The sequence below is a fragment of the Vibrio hyugaensis genome (assembly GCF_002906655.1).
Lineage (GTDB): Bacteria > Pseudomonadota > Gammaproteobacteria > Enterobacterales > Vibrionaceae > Vibrio > Vibrio hyugaensis.
Window position 1 is genome coordinate 2057938 of the sequence record NZ_CP025794.1, and the last position, 23682, is coordinate 2081619.

Genomic DNA, 23682 nt, shown 5'->3' on the forward strand with positions numbered 1-23682 from the left:
ATACAAAAAACCCCGAGCATAACTCGGGGTTTCTTCTTAATCGAATCCGTTAAAACAGATTATTTACCTGCACGAGAAGCGCGTTTACGGTCGCTTTCTGTTAGGAATTTCTTACGGATACGGATGCTTTCTGGCGTTACTTCTACTAGCTCATCTTCATCAATAAACTCTAGAGCTTGCTCAAGAGTGTGCTTGATTGGTGGAGTTAGAACCTGAGCGTCATCAGTACCAGATGCACGAACGTTGGTTAGCTGCTTACCTTTCAGAGCGTTCACTGTTAGGTCGTTATCGCGGCTATGAATACCGATAACCATGCCTTCGTAAACTTCTACACCGTGACCGATAAATAGACGACCACGTTCTTGAAGGTTAAACAGTGCGTTAGTCAGAGCTTTACCCATTGCGTTAGCGATTAGTACGCCGTTGATACGCTGACCGATGTTACCGCCCTTGTGTGGACCGTAGTGATCAAACGTATGGTAAAGAAGACCAGAACCAGACGTTAGCGTCATGAATTCAGTTTGGAAACCGATCAAGCCACGAGAAGGCATATCGAAGTCCATGCGCACACGGCCTTTACCGTCTGGTGCCATGTCTTTCAGCTCACCTTTACGTAGACCGATGTTTTCCATGATGCCGCCTTGGTGCTCTTCAAGAACATCAATCGTTACTGTTTCAAACGGTTCCATTAGCTGACCATCTTCTTCTTTGATGATTACTTCTGGACGAGATACAGCAAGCTCAAAGCCTTCGCGACGCATGTTTTCAATCAGGATAGATAGGTGAAGTTCACCACGGCCTGAAACGCGGAATTTGTCTGGATCGTCTGTTTGCTCAACGCGCAGCGCTACGTTGTGTACCAATTCTTTCTCTAGACGCTCAAGGATGTTACGTGAAGTTACGAATTTACCTTCTTTACCCGCGAATGGAGACGTGTTTACTTGGAACGTCATCGTTACTGTTGGTTCATCAACAGAAAGTGCTGGTAGCGCTTCAACTTGGTTTTGAGCACAAATAGTGTCAGAGATTTTCAGCTCACCAAGACCAGTGATTGCAATGATATCACCAGCGTTCGCTTGCTCAACTTCGTGACGCTCTAGACCAAGGTAACCCATTACTGTACCCACTTTACCGTTGCGCGTTTTACCGTCAGCACCGATAACTGTTACTTGTTGGTTTGGCTTAACGCTACCACGAGTTACACGAGCAACACCGATAACACCAACGTAAGAGCTGTAGTCTAGCTGAGAAACTTGCATCTGTAGTGGACCGTCTAGGTCAACTTCTGGAGCGGCTACTTCGTCAACGATAGTTTGGAATAGCGGTTCCATGTTTTCGCCAGTTTCGCCCTCTTCTAGAGTAGCCCAACCGTTTAGTGCTGAAGCGTAAACAACTTTAAAGTCTAGCTGTTCGTCAGTTGCACCTAGGTTGTCGAATAGGTCGAAGACTTGGTCCATAACCCAATCAGGACGAGCACCTGGGCGGTCAATCTTGTTGATTACAACGATTGGCTTAAGGCCGTGTGCAAATGCTTTTTGTGTTACGAAACGCGTTTGTGGCATCGGGCCATCAACAGCGTCAACGATAAGTAGTACTGAGTCTACCATCGACATGATACGTTCTACTTCACCACCGAAGTCCGCGTGTCCCGGAGTATCTACGATGTTGATGCGGTAATCATTCCAGTTAATTGCTGTGTTTTTAGCAAGAATGGTAATACCACGTTCTTTTTCGATGTCGTTTGAGTCCATGACTCGCTCTTCAGCTTCGCCGCGAGACTCTAGAGTACCTGATTGTTGCAGTAGTTTATCAACCAGTGTTGTTTTACCGTGGTCAACGTGCGCGATGATCGCGATATTTCTTAATTTATCAATCTGTGGAGTAGCCATGGATTTGATTCACTTAGATAGATGAAATGCCCCCACGCTGAGAACGGGTGCTCTCTGGTGACATTTGCTGATTAAAAAAACGGCCATAATGTACCAGATTTTAGCAAAAAGCATAGAAATATGTGATCTACTCCCGAGCTTTTCTGCGAAATTTACGCTTAATGCCCACTTTCCTTATTAAAGCGAATTGATTCAACGCAATTTTATTCCAATCGTTGCGTAATACAAATTGACTCTCGCTCAAAAACTGGACTAAATAAGCAACGTGTTTGTCACATTGTGGTGCAATAATTTAAATGCGCACCATTTTAGTGCAAAGTCAGATCATTTTGGTGCAATCATTTGCACCAAACTAGGATCTAAAAACATAATCCCTTGAAATTAATGGAATATTTTTTTTGGCACGGTTTTGGCTTTAGAGAAACCAGCATCGATTAATAAAATGTCAAACAGATTAATCAATGCTGGATTTAATCAAGATTTCATAAATCGAGCTTTACCGCTTTATTAACACTGGAGGTTATCCACGATGTCAGTAGAAAACGTTTTATCACTGATCCAAGAGAACGAAGTTAAGTTTGTTGACCTACGCTTCACTGATACAAAAGGTAAAGAGCAGCATATCTCTATCCCTGCTCACCAGATCGACACAGACTTCTTCGAAGAAGGTAAAATGTTCGATGGTTCATCAGTTGCTGGCTGGAAAGGCATTAACGAATCAGACATGGTTATGATGCCAGATGCATCTTCTGCAGTGCTTGACCCATTCACTGAAGATGCAACGCTAAACATCCGTTGTGACATCCTTGAGCCTGCAACAATGCAAGGCTACGATCGCGACCCTCGCTCTATCGCTAAACGCGCTGAAGACTTCATGCGCTCTACAGGCGTTGCTGACACAGTACTTATCGGTCCTGAGCCAGAGTTCTTCCTATTTGACGACGTTAAGTTCGCAACTGACATGTCTGGTTCTTTCTTCAAGATTGATGACGTAGAAGCAGCATGGAACACAGGTTCTGATTACGAAGAAGGTAACAAAGGTCACCGTCCAGGCGTTAAAGGTGGTTACTTCCCAGTAGCTCCTGTGGATTCATCTCAAGACATCCGTTCTGCAATGTGTCTAGTAATGGAAGAGATGGGCCTAGTTGTTGAAGCGCACCACCACGAAGTAGCAACTGCGGGTCAAAACGAAATCGCAACTCGCTTCAACACGCTAACAACAAAAGCAGACGAAATCCAAATCTACAAGTACGTTGTACACAACGTTGCACACGCATTTGGTAAGACAGCGACATTCATGCCTAAGCCACTAGTTGGTGACAACGGCTCTGGTATGCACGTTCACCAATCTCTAGCAAAAGATGGCGTTAACCTATTTGCTGGTGATAAGTACGGCGGCCTATCTGAAATGGCACTTTACTACATTGGCGGTATCATCAAACACGCTCGTGCAATCAACGCATTCGCTAACCCATCAACGAACTCGTACAAGCGTCTTGTACCAGGCTTCGAAGCACCAGTTATGCTAGCTTACTCAGCGCGTAACCGTTCTGCTTCTATCCGTATCCCAGTGGTACCAAGCCCTAAAGCACGTCGTATTGAAGTTCGCTTTGGTGACCCAGCAGCAAACCCATACCTATGTTTCGCAGCAATGCTAATGGCTGGCCTTGACGGCATTAAGAACAAGATCCACCCAGGCGAAGCAATGGATAAAGACTTGTACGACCTTCCAGCGGAAGAAGCAGCAGAAATCCCAACAGTAGCTTACTCACTAAAAGACGCACTAGAAGAACTAGATGCAGACCGTGAGTTCCTAACAGCTGGCGGCGTATTCTCTGACGACTTCATCGATTCTTACATCAGCCTGAAAGCGCAAGATGTTGAGAAAGTAAACATGACAACTCACCCACTTGAGTTCGAACTTTACTACTCTGTATAAGGTCTAAACTGTGTAAAATGTAAACACAGTTACAAAATATTAGGCTCGCCTCGCAGGCGGGCCTTTTTTGTATACGCTAACCTAAGTTGCCCGTTTAACATGGAGGGATAACAAAAATACGCCAGAGTCTTTTATCTTTATTGATCAGGGTTCTAGGTAACCGAAACGTGAAATCATCGATCAAAAGAAGGTGAGCAATGAAAGTTCAGCTTTTACCATCGCTATGCGCCTTAAGCGGCCTTTTAATGGCGTCCGCTGTCTCATCACAAGTTGCCTATACTTGGGTGGATAAAGACGGCGTGGTGCATTTTAGCGATACTCCAAACCAAGGCGCGAAAGCCATCTCTCTACCTAACCTTGAATCCAGTGCGCCAGCGCCAAGAGTGGAGAGTACCGAGTCTCTCGCCCCTCAAGCCAAAAACACATCAGAACCTCAAACCGATGAGAAACCAAAAGCAGACAAGCCTCTTCCGCTCTCCTTATCCATGCTGACACCACAGCATGACGAAACCATTCGCAGCAACCCTGGCTCCATCAATATCCAACTCGAAGCCAACCGCAAGCTAGGCATTGGTGAACAACTGCAACTCTTCCTTGATGGCAAGCCATATGGGGCACCACAAAGCCGGTTAACTTGGCAATTGAATAACATCGACCGTGGAACTCACACCCTTGCGGTACAAGCCAAAAGAAGCGGCAAGCTTATTGCATCTACTAGCCCTATAACGGTGCATTTACATAGAGCGAGTATCAAGCCGACCATTAAAGGGGCAAAGTAGAATATTAAGTGAAAAAAACCGCACTCTGATGGCGCTTTTCACTTTTTCTTCTGAGGTTTATTCGCCATACTTACGTTCTATTGCACCAATATAGTGCAGCGCACAATCACAACGCAAACAAGGACGTAATGTGGATACTAGTCTCTCCAGTGCCATTCTCAATAATATGGTGACAGCCACGCTAATTCTCGATGATGGATTAGCCGTACGCTACGCCAACCCAGCGGCTGAACTCTTGTTCTCGCAAAGTGCTAAGCGCATTGTTGAGCAGTCGTTGTCTCAGTTGATTCAGCATGCATCATTGGATCTTGCGCTGCTCACTCAGCCCCTGCAAAGCGGACAAAGCATCACAGACAGTGACGTGACCTTTGTCGTCGATGGTCGCCCTTTGATGCTAGAAGTGACTGTCAGCCCGATCACATGGCAGAAGCAGCTAATGCTGTTGGTAGAGATGCGTAAGATTGACCAACAACGCCGACTCACCCAAGAGCTTAACCAACATGCCCAACAGCAGGCAGCGAAGCTTTTGGTGCGTGGTTTGGCACATGAAATCAAGAATCCATTGGGTGGCTTACGCGGCGCGGCGCAACTACTAGAGAAGATGCTTCCCAATCCATCTCTAACCGAATACACCCACATCATTATTGAACAAGCCGACCGCTTGAGAGCATTAGTCGATCGCTTGCTAGGGCCTCAAAAACCGGGCAAAAAGACCCAAGAGAACCTACACCAAGTGCTTGAAAAAGTGCGTCAATTGGTCGAATTGGAGTCTCAGTATTCGGTTGTTATTGAACGCGATTACGATCCAAGTTTGCCAGAACTACTAATGGACGCTGACCAGATTGAGCAAGCCATGCTCAACATTGTTAGTAATGCAGCACAGATACTGTCTCACCAAGAACACGGAAAAATCACCATACGCACCAGAACGGTGCATCAGGCTAATATTCACGGCCAGCGTTGCAAACTCGCTGCTCGTATAGAAATCACGGATAACGGTCCGGGTATCCCACCAGAACTACAAGACACCCTTTTCTACCCCATGGTCAGTGGCCGTGAGGGGGGAACCGGACTCGGACTGTCTATCTCACAGAACCTGATCGACCAGCATAACGGCAAAATAGATGTCGAAAGCTGGCCAGGTCACACTACTTTTACGATTTATTTGCCAATCTGACCATGCTAAATGGCTTTGGTATTCGTCAGTTTTTAGGCTTTCGCTGCAAGGATTTATTACATGAGTAAAGGATATGTTTGGGTCGTCGATGACGACAGTTCAATTCGCTGGGTAATGGAGAAGACACTCTCTTCCGCCAACATTAAATGCGAAACCTACGCGGACGGGGAAAGCGTCCTAATGGCGCTAGAGCGTGAAGTGCCAGACGTGTTAGTTTCTGATATCCGTATGCCGGGTATCGATGGCTTAGAACTATTAAAACAAGTTCAGCATGACTACCCCGATCTACCCGTCATCATCATGACTGCCCATTCAGATCTAGACGCAGCAGTGAATGCCTACCAAAAAGGCGCATTTGAATATCTGCCAAAGCCGTTTGACATTGACGAAACCCTAACTCTGGTTGAGCGTGCGATTGCCCACAGCCAAGAGAATAAACGCGAGCAATTACTCCCAGAAGAGATCCCAACCAACACTCCGGAAATCATCGGAGAAGCGCCAGCAATGCAGGAAGTATTTCGTGCCATTGGCCGTTTATCTCGCTCTTCCATCTCCGTTCTGATCAACGGTGAATCTGGTACAGGTAAAGAGTTAGTGGCTCATGCTCTGCACCGCCATAGCCCGCGCGCCAACAAACCTTTTATTGCCCTCAATATGGCTGCGATTCCGAAAGACCTCATTGAATCAGAACTGTTCGGTCATGAAAAAGGCGCATTTACCGGCGCTAACAGTGTACGCCAAGGACGTTTTGAACAGGCCAACGGTGGCACACTGTTTTTGGACGAAATCGGTGATATGCCGCTGGATATCCAAACTCGTTTATTACGCGTATTAGCTGACGGCCAATTCTATCGTGTTGGTGGCCATTCACCCATTAGAGTCGACGTTCGTATTGTCGCCGCGACCCACCAAAACCTTGAAAAGTTGGTTCACGAAGGCGATTTCCGTGAGGATTTATTCCACCGCTTAAACGTCATTCGAGTTCAAATCCCAGCACTCAGAGAACGTAAACAAGACATCGAAAAGCTCACCCAACATTTCTTAGTTCGTGCTGCTGATGAACTTGGTGTTGAAACCAAAACGCTACACCCGTCGTCAGTGGAAATCCTTAACCGCCTTGATTGGCCGGGTAACGTCCGCCAGTTAGAGAATATCTGTCGTTGGCTCACTGTGATGGCCAGTGGTAGTGAAGTTCTGCCAAGTGATTTACCAGCAGAATTGTTGGAGGAGAAAAAAAACGTCACCGAGACAACCAGTGGCAGTTGGCAAGAACAATTAGCGGATTGGGCACGCCATGCGCTAGATGCTGGGGATAAAGAACTGCTTTCTTTCGCTTTACCAGAATTTGAACGCATTTTATTGGAAGCTGCGTTAGAACATACTAAAGGTCACAAGCAAGATGCCGCTAAAGTACTAGGTTGGGGACGCAATACCTTAACCAGAAAGTTAAAAGAGCTGTACTGATATTGGACGATTACTAATTTGAGTACTGGTTATCAAGCGCAAACTTTTCAGCTCGCTTGATAACCTAAATGTCAGTACAATTACGGAACAACATCCCATTTGTGACTAGGCAATGTCTAACGCGACGACTCAAATTACACTACGCACCGCTGTTCTCATCCCTTTTGTGATGATTTTCTTGCTGGCTATCGGTGTGATTGTTTACGTCCAAAAACAGAGTTACGAAGAAGTTGTCGCTGACATCAGTGACAAACAACTTTCGGTACTAACAGAAAGTGTTCATGACCACTTGAACGATTACCTACGTAAACCCTTTACTGCGGTCGCAGCACTTGGCCACAACGTCAGCTACCACAATCTTTACCATCCTAATGACACCAAAGACATTCAATCCTACTTACTTAGTGCGTTTAAAGATCTGTACCACTCGATACCGCAACTCGATGTAATCGCTTTTGGCTCAGAAACGGGTGACTTTACCGGTTTTCGCCGAGAGTCAGCCGATGCATACACACTGATGGTGCAAGATTACCGAACCAAAGGTAGCTTAGTCATTTATGGCAGTGAAGAAGTCAGTGATGATATCCGTACTATCATCGCCCCCTATGACCCTAGGACTCGCCCTTGGTATAAACCCGTAGCACAAGACCATAAAGCTCGTTGGTCCTCGATTTATGCCAATGCCGATGAGCGTCAAGACATCACCCTTTCTGCAATGACGCCGGTTTACGAAGTGGGTAAATTTGCGGGCGTCCTGGTCACAGATATACGCATCAACACCTTCAATCAGTTTTTACAAGAGTTGAAACAAGAGACCAATGCTTCTGTGTACGTCATGGACCAACAGCACCGATTGGTCGCGCATTCAGGACAAGGCAGTGTAATTTCATGGGGTACCAAGTTCTCCGATAAAGATCAGCGTTTGCTTGCTTCAGAGAGTGCCGACCCAATCATCAAAATGAGTGCTGCTCGAGTTAGCGGACAGGTGTTGAATTACACCGATAAACCCTATACGTTCGAATTCGACTTTAACGGTCAGCGCACTTTTAGTCGTATCACGCCTTACCATGACACCAATGGCTTAACTTGGTTTATCGGCACCTCCATCTCTGAGAGCGAATTACTCGGCACCTTGCCAAAGAGCCAGCAAAGAAGCTGGATGGTTGGCTTTTTAGTGAGTCTATTTGGCATCGTTGTCAGTCTATTGATCTTCAATCGCGTAACTCGTCCTATCAATGCCACCGCTACAGCAGCGCAGCATCTAGCGAAAGGCGATTGGGACAGTTCCATGCCTCGTCCAGGCTACATATACGAGACCACAATTCTGGTACAAGCCTTTAATGAAATGGCCAGTAATCTAAAAGCTTCATTCAAAGCATTGCGAGAGCAACTCGAATTCGATTCATTAACCCGCTTGTACAGCCGCCAAGGACTCATTGAAGTCAGTGAAAGCAGCTCACATGCAGAACAAGGCAGTTTGTACCTTATCGGGATCAACAAATTTAGGGATATCAACGACAGTGTTGGTCATCACAATGGTGATCAGCTCCTAATTCACGTTGCTAAGCGCCTTAAACAACAGCTGAAAGAAGAAGCAACGTTAGCTCGAATTGGAGGTGATGAATTTGCTGTCTTTTTGCCAAGTACACACAGTGACGACGATATTCGTTTAACGGAAAGACGCTTACAGCAATTGCTTGCTGCACCATTCATGCTTGATGGTGAAACGGTGGTTATCAAGATTTCGATAGGGGTCGTACGAACCAAACCGGAGCAATCTATGTCACTGTGGCTACGCAACGCGAGCATCGCTCTAAGCTACGCAAAACAAGACACGCTAGCTAGCGTTTGTCACTACAGCCCAGAAATGGCCAGCGCCTCTAAGTTCCGCACTCAAATGCAAACCAAGATTCAGTCGGGTATCGATAATCAAGAATTTGTACCTTACTACCAACCTATCGTCGACCTTGCGAGTGGTAACATTTGCGGCGCAGAAGCTTTAGCTCGTTGGCACAGTGAATCAGGAATGGTTTCTCCATTAGATTTCATCCCGATCGCAGAAGAAAGCAGCATGATCAAAGCAATAGGGCAACAAATACTCTTCCAAGCATGCCGTGACACACGTAAAGCTATCGACAAAAAACAGTGGCCTGAGAACTTCCAATTGCATGTGAATGTCTCAGTAAACCAACTCTCTTGTCCTGACTTTGTCGACACCGTCAGCAGCATCCTGAAAACGACTCAATTGCCAGCCAATACTGTCACATTAGAAATCACTGAGTCTCGCATCATTGATAGTGCACCAACAACATTGGATAACCTGATCAAACTGCGTCAAATGGGATTAGGGATTGCCATTGATGATTTTGGTACTGGTTACTCATCTTTAGCGTACCTTCATGCGCTACCATTTACATGCTTGAAGATAGATCGCACCTTTATCAATCGACTCACCGAAGAAGACCTCGACAGCTCTGTTGTTGCCGCGATAGTTAACATCACCAAAGGCATGAAAACCAATGTCGTTGCAGAAGGCGTAGAGACACGCACGCAGGCAAAGCTGCTTAGCGCATTAGGCTGTAACCAAGTACAAGGTTTTTACTATAGCCGCCCATTACCGCTGGAAGACTGGCCAACACATTTGGTTAACATGAAGTAGAAAAGAGCTGAAATCGTTGATTTCCTAGTCATCATCTACTGACAATCTACCTAACTGTTATTTATACTTAACTGCAAATCTTCCCCATGTATTGTCATCGATAATGTTTGGGCTGAGTTCCTGTTCACAACATACAACCCGGATCGACATAATGATAACTAAGAATCTTCCCCTGACTGATTTGCACCGTCACCTTGACGGTAACATTCGCACTAAGACTATTCTTGAGCTTGGTCAGCAATTTGGTATTGCGCTACCAGCTTATGATATTGAGTCTCTTACTCCACACGTTCAAATTGTTGAAGCTGAGCCATCTCTTGTTGCTTTCCTTTCTAAGCTTGACTGGGGTGTGGCAGTACTGGGCGATCTAGACGCATGTCGTCGTGTCGCTTACGAAAACGTAGAAGACGCTCTAAACGCAAAAATCGACTACGCTGAACTTCGCTTCTCACCATACTACATGGCGATGAAACACAAACTGCCAGTGGCAGGCGTTGTGGAAGCAGTCGTTGATGGTGTGCAAGCGGGTATGCGTGATTTCGGTATCAAGGCGAACCTGATTGGCATTATGAGCCGTACATTTGGTACTGATGCTTGTCAACAAGAGCTGGATGGCATCCTGAGCCAAAAAGATCACATCGTAGCCGTTGACCTAGCGGGTGATGAGCTTGGCCAGCCAGGTGACCGTTTTGTCTCTCACTTCAGGCAAGTCCGTGATGCAGGCCTAAGTGTTACTGTTCACGCGGGTGAAGCGGCGGGCGCAGAAAGCATGTGGCAAGCAATTCAAGAGTTAGGCGCAACTCGTATCGGTCATGGTGTGAAAGCGATTCACGATCCTAAACTAATGGATTACCTAGCAGAAAACCGCATTGGTATTGAATCTTGCCTGACGTCAAACTTCCAAACGAGTACGGTTGAATCGCTAGCTAACCACCCGCTTAAGCAATTCCTAGAGCACGGTGTGCTGGCATGTCTGAACACGGACGATCCAGCAGTTGAAGGTATTGAACTGCCATACGAATACGAAGTGGCAGCACCAGCAGCAGGTCTGACTCAAGAGCAAATTCGCCAAGCGCAAATAAACGGCCTAGACATCGCTTTCTTATCAGATGCAGAAAAAACTGAACTGAAAGAAAAAGTGAAAGATCGCGTTTAATTGCCGCGAAGGACATAAAAAATGCCAGCATTTGCTGGCATTTTTTTATATCCGAAATCTATTGAGAGCTTAGATAACGCGAGAGAATTGCTGCTGACGCGCTTTCGCTCGTAGGTACTTGTCGAAGCACATACAGATATTACGAATCAATAAGCGACCACGAAGTGTCACTCGAATTTCACGCTCATCCACTTCCACCAACTTGTCATCAACGAAAGTTTGCAGAAGCTGTAGATCTTCTTTGAAGTACTGTTCGAACTTCACAGCAAACTCAGACTCAATCGCTTTCTTATCCAGTTTAAAGTTACAGATAAGCTGCTTAATCACCTCACGGCGTAGCAAATCATCTGAGTCCAAAGAAACCCCTTTCCAGAGCGCATGACGCAAGTCATTCACTTGAGCATAGTACTTCTTCAACTCTTTTTGGTTTTGCGCGTACGCATCACCAATCATGGAAATCGCAGAAACACCAAAGCCGACCAAATCACACTCACCTTGCGTGGTGTAGCCTTGGAAGTTGCGGTGCAAAATACCTTCACGCTGAGCAACGGCAAGCTCATCATCTGGCATAGCAAAGTGGTCCATACCGATGAATTGGTAGCCAGCCCCCGTAAGTGTCGCGATCGTGTCTTGCAGAATCGCCATCTTCTCTTCAGCTTTCGGCAAATCTTCGTCTTTAATCTTACGCTGCGCAGCAAAGAGTTGAGGCATATGCGCGTAGTTAAACACAGACAAACGACCCGGCTGCATTTCTAACACTTGCTCAAGTGTTTTAGCAAAGGACACCTTCGTTTGCTTCGGTAAGCCGTAAATTAGATCGAGGTTCGTTGAACGAAAGCCAAGCTCTTTGGCGCGTGCGACCATCGCAAAGATAAATTCTTCATCTTGCTCGCGATTCACAAGCTGCTGAACTTCTTTATTGAAGTCCTGAACACCAATGCTCAGACGGTTGAAACCTTCGCTGCGCAGATGATCCAGCATGGTTAGTTCGATTTCACGCGGGTCCACCTCAATACTGATTTCAGCATCCGCATTAAAGTTAAATTCTTGGCGCAATAAATCCATCACGCGAGTGATTTGTTTTTCAGACAAGAAAGTTGGTGTACCACCACCAAAGTGCAGTTGAGTGACTGTGCGCTCACCAAGCAACGACGCGCGTTGACGAATTTCATGCTCCAGTACGTCTAGGTATTCGTCTGCTTTGTGCGAATGACGAGTAATGACCTTGTTACAGCCGCAGTAGTAGCAAAGCTTGTGGCAAAACGGAATATGAACGTACAAAGATAACGGACGCTCTGGGTATTGAGTGCATGCCATATCGTAGTCTGAAATGGTAAATGCTTCATGAAACTCCAGCGCCGTTGGGTACGACGTATAGCGAGGACCGGAATAGTTGTACTTATCCAATACCGCTTGATCCCAGACGATTTGCTGCTTCGATTCAGTATGTTGATTCGACATGGTGGTACTTTCCGTTAAATGCGAGGGCAACGAAAATCGTTACCCAATATTCAGAGGTCGTTATTTTGCCATATGACAAAGGCAACAACGGTAACCGCAGGTGGCTTTTTAAGTATAAAACCAAAGAAGTGCTAGCGTGATCACGATACCCCCAATAGCAATAAGGAAACCATTGGGGATACAAACTAGATCATCTGAATATTGATTTGGTTATTCAGTGGCTGGACGTTTTTTTGCAACACTTTGAGTTCTTCTACGATCGTATCCGTCAAGCGCTGCTCTGCTTTATGGCGATCCAAGTTTTGTTGCATACGTTCTTTCTTCGCAAGTTGCTGTCGGTCTTCACCACGCGCCATATCTTTCACAATATGGTAAAGCTCAGAAATCGCTGGGTACGTTTTATCAAAATCCACACGGTCTTCACCCTGAACATAGTCCATGATGTTGTATACACGAATGCTGATTTCAGATAAATCACACTGGCCTTGAATGCCAGCCTGACACAAAGTATGCACGTTCTCAAAAATGTTGGCGTTACGTTTATCGATCGCCAATTTTTTATGCTTCAGCTGCAATTCCTTTTGCTTTTTCAATTGAAGCAGAAGGTAACCTGCATATGAAGCCAGCGCGATAATGATCACAGCACCCGCAATCGCTAATAAGGTTACGTTCATGAATTACTTATCCTTTGTAGTCGTCGAAGTTGATGTCATCGAAATCCGCTAGTAGGTCATCGTCGTTGCGAGTACCTTTAGCAGCAGGAGCGGTGAAGTCTTCCTCTTCTTCCGGCTCAAGTAGACCAAGTTGGTCCATCAGTTTTTCGATGCGATCTAGCTTCTCATCTACGAACTTCTGTAGACCTGTGCCTAGGTTCTCACCCGCTTCAATGCGATCCAACAACACGTTCAATTGCGCATCGTTTTCTAGCATCTCTAGCTCTTGCTCAGCCGATAGGCGACGCTCTTGTTTTGTCATCTTCTTCGCTGGCTCAACGATCAGAGGAATTTTCTTCTTACTACCTAAACGTGGATCACGATTTTGGGCAGCAGATTGCTTCTTCTGTTCATTCACTTCTGAGTTACGGTTACCTGTCTTCAAGCCTTTACGCTTTTTAGCGCGCTTGCGTAGACGGCCTTCAACGTCAGATTCTGTGCGGTTACGAGTGACAACAAACTCAGGTGCGCCTGCTGCACCTGGCTTTCTAGATTTTTTACTACGGCTCATTACTGGGCTTTCCTCAGTAAAATTACATCATTACCAATAAATTCGAGTTCGAGCTTATCCCGCTCAGCTAGGAACTGGAACGTTTCACGGCTAAAGAACACCACGTGAGTAGGATCGTTCTTATAATGCCATGATTGAAAGGCTTCTACATCGATGACCATTTTCGTCATCAGGCCTATCCAGCCACCTGGCTTAACTAAATTCAACCATTGCTTCCACACCACATCGGGGTGGTAGAGGTGTTCGATCACCTCTGTTGCTGTCATGAAGTCATACTGCTTTTCTAACACCGATGTATTAGGGTGATAGTAAAGATCATACAACGCCATGTTGTGCCCCGCTTCTTCTAACATTAATGAAAGCGTAGGGCCTGGACCACAACCAAAGTCGATTCCGTTCGATTGTGGTGAAATTCGCTCTGCGATTGGGTCAGCAATTCGCGACAAAAAATGTCGATATCCCATATCTTCAGGATTGTTCTCATGCAGATCATAGTGAGCTTTTTCAGTTTTCGCATCCAAACGTTGGTCTGGATTGACGAATACCAAACTGCACTGTTCACACTGAAGATACTCGCGTCGCTTATCTTCAAAAAAGTGGTGAGTGCGCTGATTCTGGCATAAAGGACAGGTGTGCATGCTGACTTCCTCAAACAGGGATGCGAAACATACCAGAAAGTGGACACAGATTGGAGTGTTGCTGGATACTTTTTCAGCAGTTTTTGTTAAAAAACTTTGATTGGCAAAAATGAATATAAAAAAAGCGACAGTGAGACTGTCGCTTTCTGAATGCCACCAATAAGTGGCGAAACTGTGTTGCACACATCTGGTGCACCAAGAATCCTTTTGTTTTTCAAGCTTTCCCTGCCAAAAAGTGTTGTTCTTCATCTTCCTGATGAGTTTTGGCTATCCTTTCACTTCCTGTTTACTGAGCTACTTCCTGAAGCCTGATCCGTTTCGCTGTCTTAACCGTTAGACTAGATGACCATCCATATCTGATAGGCTCCTTGCCTATCTAAGTCCCTTTTCCGACTACCAAACGTCCTTCGCTTGCGTCCTTGGAGACCTTATATCCATGGTCTAAATTCCTGAGGTTCACTCCTTGTGAACACCGTCTACTTTACGGGTTTCGTAAAAACCAACAAGTCACCAAAAGCAATTAATGACACTAATTTTTTGCCATAAATAAATCACCCATTTTATCAATAACTTAAAAGTTATAGAGAGAAATCGCATCGATCACGTATGGCAAATGTCTCACAAGGCCTCAAGCTATCTATCACTTTTATGTCTAACATTGAATAAGATCGAGATCACACAAAGCCACAAACAAAAATGCCCCAACCAATAGTTGGGGCATTTCTGTATAACTTTGCTCGAACGCGGTGTAGGGGCTTAGTGCAGACCGCCAACGTATTTCGACAGAACTTCGATGTCTTCGTCTGTCATTTTCTTTGCGATGTCACGCATCATGGCATTCATATCATTACCACGAGCACCATCACGGAACTTCTCTAACTGAGCTTTGATGTAGTCAGCTTGCTGACCAGAAATTTTAGGGAAACCTGAAAGCTCAGTGCCGTTACCACGAGGACCGTGACACGCGATACATGCGGTTAGACCACGCTCTGCATCACCAGCGGTGTAAAGTACCTTACCTTGCTCGACCACATTTTCAGGGGTTGAGCTCTCTGCAATAGGTAAAGAGGCATAGTAAGCAGATAGATCCGCGATGTCTTCATCACTTAGTGGCATAGCCATACCACTCATTACAGGATCGTAACGACCTTGTTTACCACCACTAGTCATACCTAGTTTTAGATCTTTTAATTGCTTCTCAAGATACTTAGCGTGTTGGCCTGCAAGATTCGGGTACATTGCTAGTGCACTGTTACCATCTGCTCCGTGACAGGCGACACAGGTTTGTGATTTTGCTTTACCAGCTTCAATATTACCTTGGGCCCATACTGAGCAACTGGCTAAAAGACTCAAAATTAGCGCTAATTTCTTCATGACATTCCATTATAATTATCAAGCTTCCAGTACCACGGAATGTGAACATACCGCGTACACTCATGGTACAATAGGCGACCTTATGCCGAGCACGGTTATTTTACACAATTTCACAAAAAAGTAATCAATCGACTACACAAAGTCGAGATGGAGTTAACAGTGAGCGTAAAAATTCATTACCAAAACACGCATTTCATCACCAGCGCACCCGATATTCGTCACTTACCGGAGGACGAAGGTGTCGAAATTGCGTTTGCAGGACGCTCAAACGCTGGTAAATCGAGTGCACTGAATCGCCTGACTAACCAAAAAAGTCTAGCGAAGACATCAAAGACCCCAGGTCGTACTCAATTGATCAACCTTTTCAAAGTACAAGAAGGTTGTCATATCGTCGATTTGCCAGGATACGGCTTCGCTCAAGTACCGGTTGAGATGAAGAACAAATGGCAAAAGTCATTAGGTGAATACCTACAGAAACGTGAGTGTCTAAAAGGTCTCGTGGTTCTAATGGACATTCGTCACCCAATGAAAGACCTCGACCAACAAATGATTTTCTGGGCAATCGACAGCCGCATCCCTGTGCAAGTACTGCTGACTAAAGCTGACAAGCTAAAAAGCGGCGCTCGTAAACAGGTACTACTGAAAATTCGCAAACAAGCAGAGACGTTTGGTGGCGATGTATCGGTTGATGTGTTCTCTTCATTGAAAGGTCTGGGAGTTGATCAGCTTCGTGCCAAGCTGGACGTTTGGTTTGCACCGGCAATCGCACACCTTCTTGAAGAAGACGAACAAGATGACGCTCAAGAGAGCAACGAAGAATAATTAACAAAATTTGTTAAATTTTTTCGACACAGCCCTGCCTTTTGGTGGGGCTTTTGCTTATCTGGGGGCAAGAAAGGTGAATTTGAGGCAATAAAAATCCCCACCTTCCTGGCAGGGATAACGGGAGAGAAAAATTGGTAATTATTGTTATGTGGCGAAGCATTACTGAACTGAGATTCGATTTCAATAGGTTAAAAAGCAATCTTATCTTCTACCTCAAACCAAACACTCTCACCCACACGGCACAATAGTCCTATTATTCATATAGTTAAGTTAAGAAAAACGTCAAAAAGACGTGACTTAGTTTCTTTCGAGAAAAAATAATAGTGTGACTGGCGTAAATTTACAGCATGAATAACGCAATAAATTGGAATGAAAAAACTAGATTTGACAGTAACTTAGAGAGGTCTAAAGAAGCGCATTTTTGCGGGCAATTTTAACTTATTGATCAAAAAGAAAAATTTCCTTTCGCCCAATAAAAAACGCCCCAGTCAAAAACTGACTGGGGCGGCTGAATCAGCCTAATCCAATAACGTGAAACAAAAGGTCTGAAAGATAGAACATCTTACCTCTGTACCCTACGAGAGATAATGTACAACAATTGGTCAGATTTGCAAAGAATTTTTGTAATTTTTTTTCATGAAAGTTTTATTAAGCAACAATAATTCTCATAATTGAATTGCTTTTTTATTAGCACAAAAAAGCCAGCGTTTGTGCGCTGGCTCATATTTAATTAGTAAAATTGATTTAAAAGTGACTAGTGTGCTTGGTCCCAGTTATCACCGTGACCTGCTTCTGCCACTAAAGGCACTTTCAGTTCTGCTGCAGATTCCATCAAATTCTGTACTTTATTTTCAATTTCGGACAAAGAAGACTCTTCAACTTCAAAAACCAATTCATCGTGTACTTGCATGAGAAGTTTCACTCGATCATTACCTTCTTGCTGAATCCACTCATCCACTAATAACATCGCTTTCTTGATGATATCCGCAGCGGTACCCTGCATCGGCGCGTTAATCGCGGCACGCTCAGCAGCTTTACGACGCATACCGTTACGAGATTGAATTTCTGGAAGATGCAGGCGACGACCAAAAATCGTCTCTACGTAACCTTGTGCAGAAGCAGTACTACGCGTGTCTTCCATGTACTGCATTACACCAGGATAACGTTCGAAGTACTTGTCCATGTAAGCTTGCGCTTCACCACGCGGAATACCGAGCTGTTTTGCTAAGCCAAATGCGCTCATGCCGTAAATCAAACCAAAGTTAACCGCTTTTGCACGACGACGCTGTTCACTTGAGACTTGGTCGATAGAAACACCCATGATTTCTGCCGCCGTTGCTGCGTGGATATCTTTACCATCACGGAACGCATCAAGCAGCGCTTGGTCACCTGACAGGTGCGCCATAATACGCAATTCAATTTGAGAGTAGTCGACTGCCAAGATCTTATATCCCGTCGGTGCAATAAATGCCTGACGAATACGACGACCTTCTTCGTTACGAATTGGAATGTTCTGCAAGTTAGGATCGGTTGAAGATAGACGTCCCGTTGCAGTAACGGCTTGGTGGTAAGAAGTATGCACACGGCCCGTTGATGGGTTGATCATCTTCGGCAACTTATCGGTGTAAGTTGATTTTAGCTTCGCCAGACCACGGTATTCCAAAATCAGTTTTGGTAGTGGGTAATCCAGAGCCAGTTCTTGCAGCACTTCTTCATTAGTAGAAGGTGTGCCTGATGGCGTCTTCTTGATAACTGGTAGACCCATTTTTTCAAACAGAAGCGCTTGCAGCTGCTTCGGTGAGTTCATGTTGAACTCTTGTTCTGCAATCTCATAGGCTTTCTGCTCAAGCTCATCCAGACGTGCGGCGATCTCTACCGACTGCGCACTAAGCTTCATGTCATCAATCAGTACACCTGTGCGTTCAATGCGAGACAGCACTGGTACAAGTGGCATTTCGATTTCTTCGTATACGGTTTTTAGCTTCTCATCTTGCTCGATGTTGGCAAACAAACGATTATGTAGACGAAGTGTCACGTCCGCATCTTCCGCTGCGTATGGTGAAGCTTCATCCAGATCGATTTGGTTGAAGGTCAGTTGATTCTTACCTTTACCTGCGATTTGCTCGAATGAAATGCAGCTGTGTTGTAGAAAGCGCAGTGCCAAGCTGTCCATATCGTGTTTGCCACCTACGCTGTTGTAAACGTAAGACGCTAACATAGTGTCGTGCTTGATACCTTTCATCTCAATGCCGTAGCGAGCTAGCACAGATGCGTCGTATTTTAAGTTTTGACCAACTTTCGATTGAGCTTCATCTTCAAGAATTGGCTTAAGCTGTTCGAGTACCCAATCACGATCAAGTTGCTGAGGCGCATCTAGATAGTCATGGGCCACTGGTACATAAGCCGCAATGCCTTCATCGGTCGCAAATGATAGACCTACTAGGTTTGCCACCATGTAATCTAGGCTGTCGGTTTCGGTATCAAACGCAAATAACTCAGACGCTTTTAGTTTGTCTAACCAAGCATTAAATGAAGCTTCATCCAGGATGGTTTCGTATTGGCTACGGTCGATTTTTACTGCTGAGGTGTCCATATCTGCTTTAGATGAAGCAGAACCACCACGCGCTGTACCCGTTGATTCATCCGCTTCAACGACACCTGTGCCGCCTTCTAATAGCTCATTTAACCAAGATTTGAACGTCAACTGACCGTACAATTTAATCAGCTCGTCTGTACTCGGTTCCGCTTTTAATAGTGATTCTGGCGTTTCTTCCAGTTCCACATCCAGCTTAATGGTTGCCAACTCATAAGACATCATCGCATCGTCTTTGTTGTCCACAAGCTTCTTCGCCATGGTTTTGGAACCACGGAAACCAAGCGCAGCGATATCGTCGAGGTTTTCATACAGCTTAGTTAGACCGCCGATCCCCTGCAGAAGTGCAGTTGCAGTTTTATCACCAACACCCGGAACGCCAGGGATGTTGTCGACTTTATCGCCCATCAACGCTAGGTAATCGATGATCAGCTCTGGTGGGATACCAAACTTCTCAATCACCCCTTCACGATCCATCACGACGTTAGTCATGGTATTGATCAAGGTGACGTTATCATCGACAAGCTGAGCCATGTCTTTATCGCCCGTACTGATCAAAACCGGCATGCCCTGTTGTGATGCTTGATAAGCCAAAGTTCCGATAACATCATCAGCTTCTACGCCAGGAATACAGATCAGTGGCAGACCCATTGCACGAATGACGTTATGCAGTGGCTCAATTTGGCAACGAAGATCATCCGGCATTGGTGGACGGTTCGCTTTGTATTCTGGGTACATATCGTCTCGGAAGGTTTTACCCTTCGCATCGAAAACCACCGCAATGCGATCCGAAGCAAACTGACGCATCATACTGCGTAACATGTTCACCACTCCGTAAACTGCGTTAGTTGGAATTTCACCGTTACTCATCGTGCCTGGGTAAGCGTGAAAAGCGCGATATAGATAAGAAGAACCGTCGATCAGAATCAACGGATTTTCAGGAATACTTGCCATAATTGTCTGTATCCAAATCAGTACTTAATAGATCTGCTTAGAATGCCATGACTGCTGATCCGAATCTATCTTGTTCGCTCGATCAAGTTCGCGGAAATTTTCCGATGTTATTCACGAAAAACACCTCTCACTGTGGATAACTCTGTTTATAGAAATTATCCACTGGTTATCCCATGGAAATAAAGACAGAAAAAAACAAATGTAAGCCATTGTTTTAATAGTTATTATTTTAAATAAAAAGACAAGAACAACGATCCTAAAATGATCATGACATGTGGAAAAGTTGCCGATAGAGGCGTCAATTAGAAATCACAGAAAAGAAAAAAGCGACCCAGTTGGGTCGCCTAGCAGAAGTGGTAAAGCTATTTCCATTTGTATGGCAGCTTAACCAAGAAGCTATAAATTACACTGGAAGCAATGTGAGCAATGTCGTGTCAAAAAGAATTAGTGCAAGTTCTGGGGAAAATGTTTCATTACCTTCTCAACACTCGGTTAATTAGCAATTCAACGTCCTTGTGAACTTTCCTCATTCCTTAAGACAGGTTTAATAATAATGATTCTCATTTAACAGTCAATACCTAAATGAGAAAAAATCTCATTTATTTTTTATAGCGCCTTAATGAAGTGCACTCTAGACTCACGTAAGTTCGGTTTTTCTTCAAACTTTTCAATGATGTATTCATTTCTTAGCAACAAGCGAAGCATGGCAGGAAATTGGTTACGAGATTTCACTTTTAAAGTTTTGTAGCCCTGCTCTACTACCCATTCCTCTTGCGCTTCTAATAACATTTGCGCCACGCCTTCATTGCGCGCTTCTGGTGCTACGCCACCAAACCAACTGTAGAAGGTATATTCATCTAACTCGTAGCCGATTTTAAAACCTAGGACCGTCCCTGCTTTCTCAGCCACTAGGATTAAACTTTTTTTATCTCCTAGGCGCTCAGCCATGGATTCAACCGTCTCACCATGTGCAAACTCAGTAACACGAGCTACCACTTGGATCGCCTCTTCCAGCGTGCCTTCACGAATCAGCATTGTCATTGTCTTACTCTCCAGAAATAAATATACCCAAGTAACTTCAAGCCGTGTGTATTCCGTCTTGAGGTTACTTGGGTATATTCAGACCGACAACAATTGTCGGTCTGGCTTTTCTCATTGAGCGATAATTACTCGTCTGTCGCTTCTTGCGCTTTGACTAGGTGCTCTGCAGTTTGTGCGTTTTCTTCCGCTAACCACTCTGCTACATCTTTCGCGAAGTAAGTCAGGATGCCATCCGCGCCTGCACGTTTGAAGCAAAGCAGAGATTCCATCACGGTCTCGTGCTCTTTCAGCCAACCATTCATGATGGCTGCTTTATGCATCGCGTACTCACCAGAAACTTGGTAAGCGAACGTTGGAACTTGAAGCTCAGTCTTAACACGGCGAACCACATCAAGGTAAGGCATGCCTGGCTTAACCATCACCATGTCAGCGCCTTCATTAATATCAAGAGCCACTTCATGTAGCGCTTCATCCGTGTTCGCAGGATCCATTTGGTAGTTTTTCTTGTTGCCACCTTTTAGGTTCGCTGATGAACCAACTGCATCACGGAATGGACCGTAGTAGTTTGATGCGTACTTCGCAGAGTAAGCCATGATTTGAGTATGGATGTGACCCGCTTCTTCTAACGCTTCACGGATTTTACCGATACGGCCATCCATCATGTCTGATGGTGCAACCACGTCTGCGCCCGCTTCTGCGTGAGACAGCGCTTGTTTTACAAGTACCTCGGTTGTTTCATCATTCATCACATAGCCATCTTCATCGATAATGCCGTCTTGACCATGTGTAGTGAATGGGTCGAGTGCCACGTCTGTGATCACGCCGATTTGAGGGACGTGCTCTTTTAATGCACGTACTGCGCGCTGAACTAACCCTTCTGGGTTGTAGGCTTCAGCAGCACATAAGCTTTTAGCGTCTTGGTTTACGACAGGGAAAAGCGCGATCGCTGGTACGCCTAGGTTTGCTAGGTATTGTGCTTCTTCTAGCATTAAATCAATCGACAAACGTTCTACACCCGGCATCGATTCAACACTTTCACGACGATCTTTGCCCATCAAAATGAACATTGGGTAAATCAGATCGTTTACTGAAACTTGGTTTTCAGCCATCAGACGACGACTAAAATCGTGCTTACGCATACGACGCATACGGCGTGCAGGGAATGGACCTTGAATTGATACAGACACCACTTTCTCCTTGTCTGGAAGGTTACGATGATCAAATCATCTGGTGGCAAAATCATATCACTCTTGATGCACCTTGCGAGCAGCAATATGGAAAAACGGCATGAAAAAAACCGAAAATGACCCAGCACTCACACTCAAGTATACTTCTCACTAATTCCATACACCGATGAACCATAGAGACCAACCATGATCGATACTCACGCTCATATTTACGCTAGCGAATTTGATAACGACCGCGACGAGGTGGTGAAACGTGCTTTAGAACAAGGCATTGATAGAATTCTGCTACCAAACATCGATCTTGAATCTATTGAGCCGATGCTAAAAACCGAGGCGGCTTATCCTGAGGTTTGTCGCTCAATGATGGGTCTGCATCCATGTTATGTAGATGGCAATGTTGAGCAAACGCTGGAAGTCATCCGCGGCTGGTTTGAAAAGCATAACTTCATTGCAGTGGGTGAAATCGGTATCGACCTGTACTGGGATAAAACTTTCCGCGCAGAACAAGAGATGGCGTTTGTGACTCAGTTAAACTGGGCAAAAGAGATGAATTTACCTGTCGTTATCCACACACGTGACTCAATTGAAGAAACGCTGACTTTACTTCGTCAAGAACAAGACGGCAGCTTGCGTGGTGTATTCCACTGTTTTGGTGGCAGCGTAGAAGAAGCACAGGCGATCAACGAGCTTGGGTTCCACTTAGGTCTGGGCGGTGTATCAACCTTCAAAAACGGCGGTATGGATAAGGTAATCCCTCATTTGGATATGAACTGGGTGATTCTAGAAACAGACTGCCCGTACCTTGCACCAGTACCACATCGTGGTAAACGTAACGAGCCGGCTTACACTTCTTTAGTGGCTGCGCGCGTGGCCGAACTGCGTGGGGAAAGCCTTGAAGTGATTGATCAAATCACAACGAGCAATGCCGAAACTCTGTTTAATTTGAAGTAACCTTTGAATGAATATCGTGACGGTGAGCTGATTTTTTTAAACTTTCCGTCGCATTTCCTATGAATACGTCGAAATTTTCGTGACCTTTAATTCCACCGTCAATACGCCCAAGTTTTGTTAATCAATGGGACCCGAAACAACGTTCCGTATATTATTTCCAAATAATATGCTTAAGAAGCAAATCTATACCATCGCCATTATTGAAGTATGTACATGATTTCACATAAAATCCCCATCGGCTTATAAAATAAAAAAGATGGGATTCGCAATGTGTAATCACGGAGTGTATTTGCAACGTCAACAACGCAGTTGGTTTCAAAAATTGATCGGAATTAAAGAAGTGTATGTCTGCTCAAAATGCGGCTACGAAA

General features: G+C 45.0%; 18 protein-coding genes. 8 read left to right on the forward strand and 10 right to left on the reverse strand.

From position 1 onward, the window contains the following. Window positions 1-59: 59 nt before the first annotated feature. Complete coding sequence (typA, locus tag C1S74_RS10175; RefSeq protein WP_038870035.1) at window positions 60-1889, reverse strand: translational GTPase TypA; 1830 nt, start codon at window positions 1887-1889, stop codon at window positions 60-62. A 529-nt stretch (window positions 1890-2418) separates the two neighbouring features. Here typA and glnA point away from each other — a divergent pair. The 6 genes from glnA (at window position 2419) to add (ending at window position 11063) form a co-directional block, all read left to right on the forward strand. Then, entirely contained in the window at window positions 2419-3828 is a 1410-nt protein-coding gene (gene glnA / locus C1S74_RS10185; protein ID WP_038870033.1) for a glutamate--ammonia ligase, read from the forward strand. 197 nt (window positions 3829-4025) lie between these two features. Beyond that, complete coding sequence (locus C1S74_RS10190) at window positions 4026-4607, forward strand: DUF4124 domain-containing protein (RefSeq protein WP_045399465.1); 582 nt, start codon at window positions 4026-4028, stop codon at window positions 4605-4607. Window positions 4608-4773: 166 nt separating this feature from the next. Beyond that, window positions 4774-5784 (forward strand): nitrogen regulation protein NR(II), encoded by a 1011-nt coding sequence (gene glnL, locus C1S74_RS10195; RefSeq protein WP_425275334.1) that lies wholly within the window; start codon window positions 4774-4776, stop codon window positions 5782-5784. 60 nt (window positions 5785-5844) lie between these two features. After that, window positions 5845-7248: a nitrogen regulation protein NR(I) gene (gene glnG / locus C1S74_RS10200; protein ID WP_045399469.1), complete on the forward strand. Its 1404-nt coding sequence runs from the start codon at window positions 5845-5847 to the stop codon at window positions 7246-7248. 112 nt (window positions 7249-7360) lie between these two features. Beyond that, complete coding sequence (gene gepA, locus C1S74_RS10205; protein WP_045399472.1) at window positions 7361-9907, forward strand: phosphodiesterase GepA; 2547 nt, start codon at window positions 7361-7363, stop codon at window positions 9905-9907. 151 nt (window positions 9908-10058) lie between these two features. Next, window positions 10059-11063, forward strand: coding sequence for an adenosine deaminase (gene add, locus C1S74_RS10210; RefSeq protein ID WP_045399475.1), 1005 nt, complete (start codon window positions 10059-10061; stop codon window positions 11061-11063). A 69-nt stretch (window positions 11064-11132) separates the two neighbouring features. Here the strand turns inward: add and hemN are convergent, their stop codons facing one another. The 5 genes from hemN to C1S74_RS10240 all read right to left on the reverse strand — a co-directional run bounded on the left by hemN (window position 11133) and on the right by C1S74_RS10240 (window position 15760). Beyond that, window positions 11133-12524, reverse strand: coding sequence for an oxygen-independent coproporphyrinogen III oxidase (gene hemN / locus C1S74_RS10215; RefSeq protein WP_045399477.1), 1392 nt, complete (start codon window positions 12522-12524; stop codon window positions 11133-11135). Window positions 12525-12709: 185 nt separating this feature from the next. Continuing rightward, window positions 12710-13198 (reverse strand): DUF2489 domain-containing protein, encoded by a 489-nt coding sequence (locus C1S74_RS10220; protein ID WP_038870019.1) that lies wholly within the window; start codon window positions 13196-13198, stop codon window positions 12710-12712. A gap of 7 nt (window positions 13199-13205) precedes the next feature. Then, entirely contained in the window at window positions 13206-13748 is a 543-nt protein-coding gene (yihI, locus tag C1S74_RS10225; RefSeq protein WP_038870017.1) for a Der GTPase-activating protein YihI, read from the reverse strand. Then, window positions 13748-14386: a class I SAM-dependent methyltransferase gene (locus C1S74_RS10230; protein ID WP_038877099.1), complete on the reverse strand. Its 639-nt coding sequence runs from the start codon at window positions 14384-14386 to the stop codon at window positions 13748-13750. The genes yihI and C1S74_RS10230 overlap by 1 nt, the downstream gene beginning before the upstream one ends. 756 nt (window positions 14387-15142) lie before the next feature. Then, entirely contained in the window at window positions 15143-15760 is a 618-nt protein-coding gene (locus C1S74_RS10240; RefSeq protein ID WP_038877007.1) for a c-type cytochrome, read from the reverse strand. 159 nt (window positions 15761-15919) lie between these two features. Between C1S74_RS10240 and yihA the strand changes: the two genes are divergently transcribed. Beyond that, window positions 15920-16582, forward strand: coding sequence for a ribosome biogenesis GTP-binding protein YihA/YsxC (gene yihA, locus C1S74_RS10245; protein ID WP_038870014.1), 663 nt, complete (start codon window positions 15920-15922; stop codon window positions 16580-16582). 516 nt (window positions 16583-17098) lie between these two features. Here yihA and spfP read toward each other — a convergent pair. The 4 genes from spfP to hemB all read right to left on the reverse strand — a co-directional run bounded on the left by spfP (window position 17099) and on the right by hemB (window position 22360). Beyond that, window positions 17099-17146, reverse strand: a complete 48-nt coding sequence (gene spfP / locus C1S74_RS27160; protein WP_438356636.1) for a small protein SpfP — start codon at window positions 17144-17146, stop codon at window positions 17099-17101. 193 nt (window positions 17147-17339) lie between these two features. Next, the gene (gene polA, locus C1S74_RS10255; protein WP_045399479.1) at window positions 17340-20132 is read right to left on the reverse strand and encodes a DNA polymerase I; all 2793 of its coding nucleotides are present in this window, start codon (window positions 20130-20132) and stop codon (window positions 17340-17342) included. Window positions 20133-20738: 606 nt separating this feature from the next. Further along, complete coding sequence (locus C1S74_RS10265) at window positions 20739-21173, reverse strand: GNAT family N-acetyltransferase (protein ID WP_045399482.1); 435 nt, start codon at window positions 21171-21173, stop codon at window positions 20739-20741. Between the two features lie 125 nt (window positions 21174-21298). Next, window positions 21299-22360, reverse strand: a complete 1062-nt coding sequence (gene hemB, locus C1S74_RS10270) for a porphobilinogen synthase (RefSeq protein WP_045399484.1) — start codon at window positions 22358-22360, stop codon at window positions 21299-21301. A 186-nt stretch (window positions 22361-22546) separates the two neighbouring features. Between hemB and C1S74_RS10275 the strand changes: the two genes are divergently transcribed. After that, window positions 22547-23311 carry a TatD family hydrolase gene (locus C1S74_RS10275; RefSeq protein ID WP_045399486.1) on the forward strand — a complete coding sequence of 255 codons (765 nt, stop codon included), beginning with the start codon at window positions 22547-22549 and terminating at the stop codon, window positions 23309-23311. Window positions 23312-23682: the final 371 nt, after the last annotated feature.

Excerpts from the sequence above, each read along its gene's own strand:
- C1S74_RS10265 (WP_045399482.1), bottom strand. The coding sequence starts at position 21,173 with ATGACAATGCTGATTCGTGAAGGCACGCTGGAAGAGGCGATCCAAGTG.
- typA (WP_038870035.1), bottom strand. The coding sequence starts at position 1,889 with ATGGCTACTCCACAGATTGATAAATTAAGAAATATCGCGATCATCGCG.
- C1S74_RS10190 (WP_045399465.1), top strand. The coding sequence starts at position 4,026 with ATGAAAGTTCAGCTTTTACCATCGCTATGCGCCTTAAGCGGCCTTTTA.
- C1S74_RS10230 (WP_038877099.1), bottom strand. The coding sequence starts at position 14,386 with ATGCACACCTGTCCTTTATGCCAGAATCAGCGCACTCACCACTTTTTT.
- add (WP_045399475.1), top strand. The coding sequence starts at position 10,059 with ATGATAACTAAGAATCTTCCCCTGACTGATTTGCACCGTCACCTTGAC.
- polA (WP_045399479.1), bottom strand. The coding sequence starts at position 20,132 with ATGGCAAGTATTCCTGAAAATCCGTTGATTCTGATCGACGGTTCTTCT.
- hemN (WP_045399477.1), bottom strand. The coding sequence starts at position 12,524 with ATGTCGAATCAACATACTGAATCGAAGCAGCAAATCGTCTGGGATCAA.
- yihI (WP_038870017.1), bottom strand. The coding sequence starts at position 13,748 with ATGAGCCGTAGTAAAAAATCTAGAAAGCCAGGTGCAGCAGGCGCACCT.
- glnG (WP_045399469.1), top strand. The coding sequence starts at position 5,845 with ATGAGTAAAGGATATGTTTGGGTCGTCGATGACGACAGTTCAATTCGC.
- gepA (WP_045399472.1), top strand. The coding sequence starts at position 7,361 with ATGTCTAACGCGACGACTCAAATTACACTACGCACCGCTGTTCTCATC.
- C1S74_RS10240 (WP_038877007.1), bottom strand. The coding sequence starts at position 15,760 with ATGAAGAAATTAGCGCTAATTTTGAGTCTTTTAGCCAGTTGCTCAGTA.
- C1S74_RS10220 (WP_038870019.1), bottom strand. The coding sequence starts at position 13,198 with ATGAACGTAACCTTATTAGCGATTGCGGGTGCTGTGATCATTATCGCG.
- glnL (WP_425275334.1), top strand. The coding sequence starts at position 4,774 with ATGGTGACAGCCACGCTAATTCTCGATGATGGATTAGCCGTACGCTAC.
- glnA (WP_038870033.1), top strand. The coding sequence starts at position 2,419 with ATGTCAGTAGAAAACGTTTTATCACTGATCCAAGAGAACGAAGTTAAG.
- C1S74_RS10275 (WP_045399486.1), top strand. The coding sequence starts at position 22,547 with ATGATCGATACTCACGCTCATATTTACGCTAGCGAATTTGATAACGAC.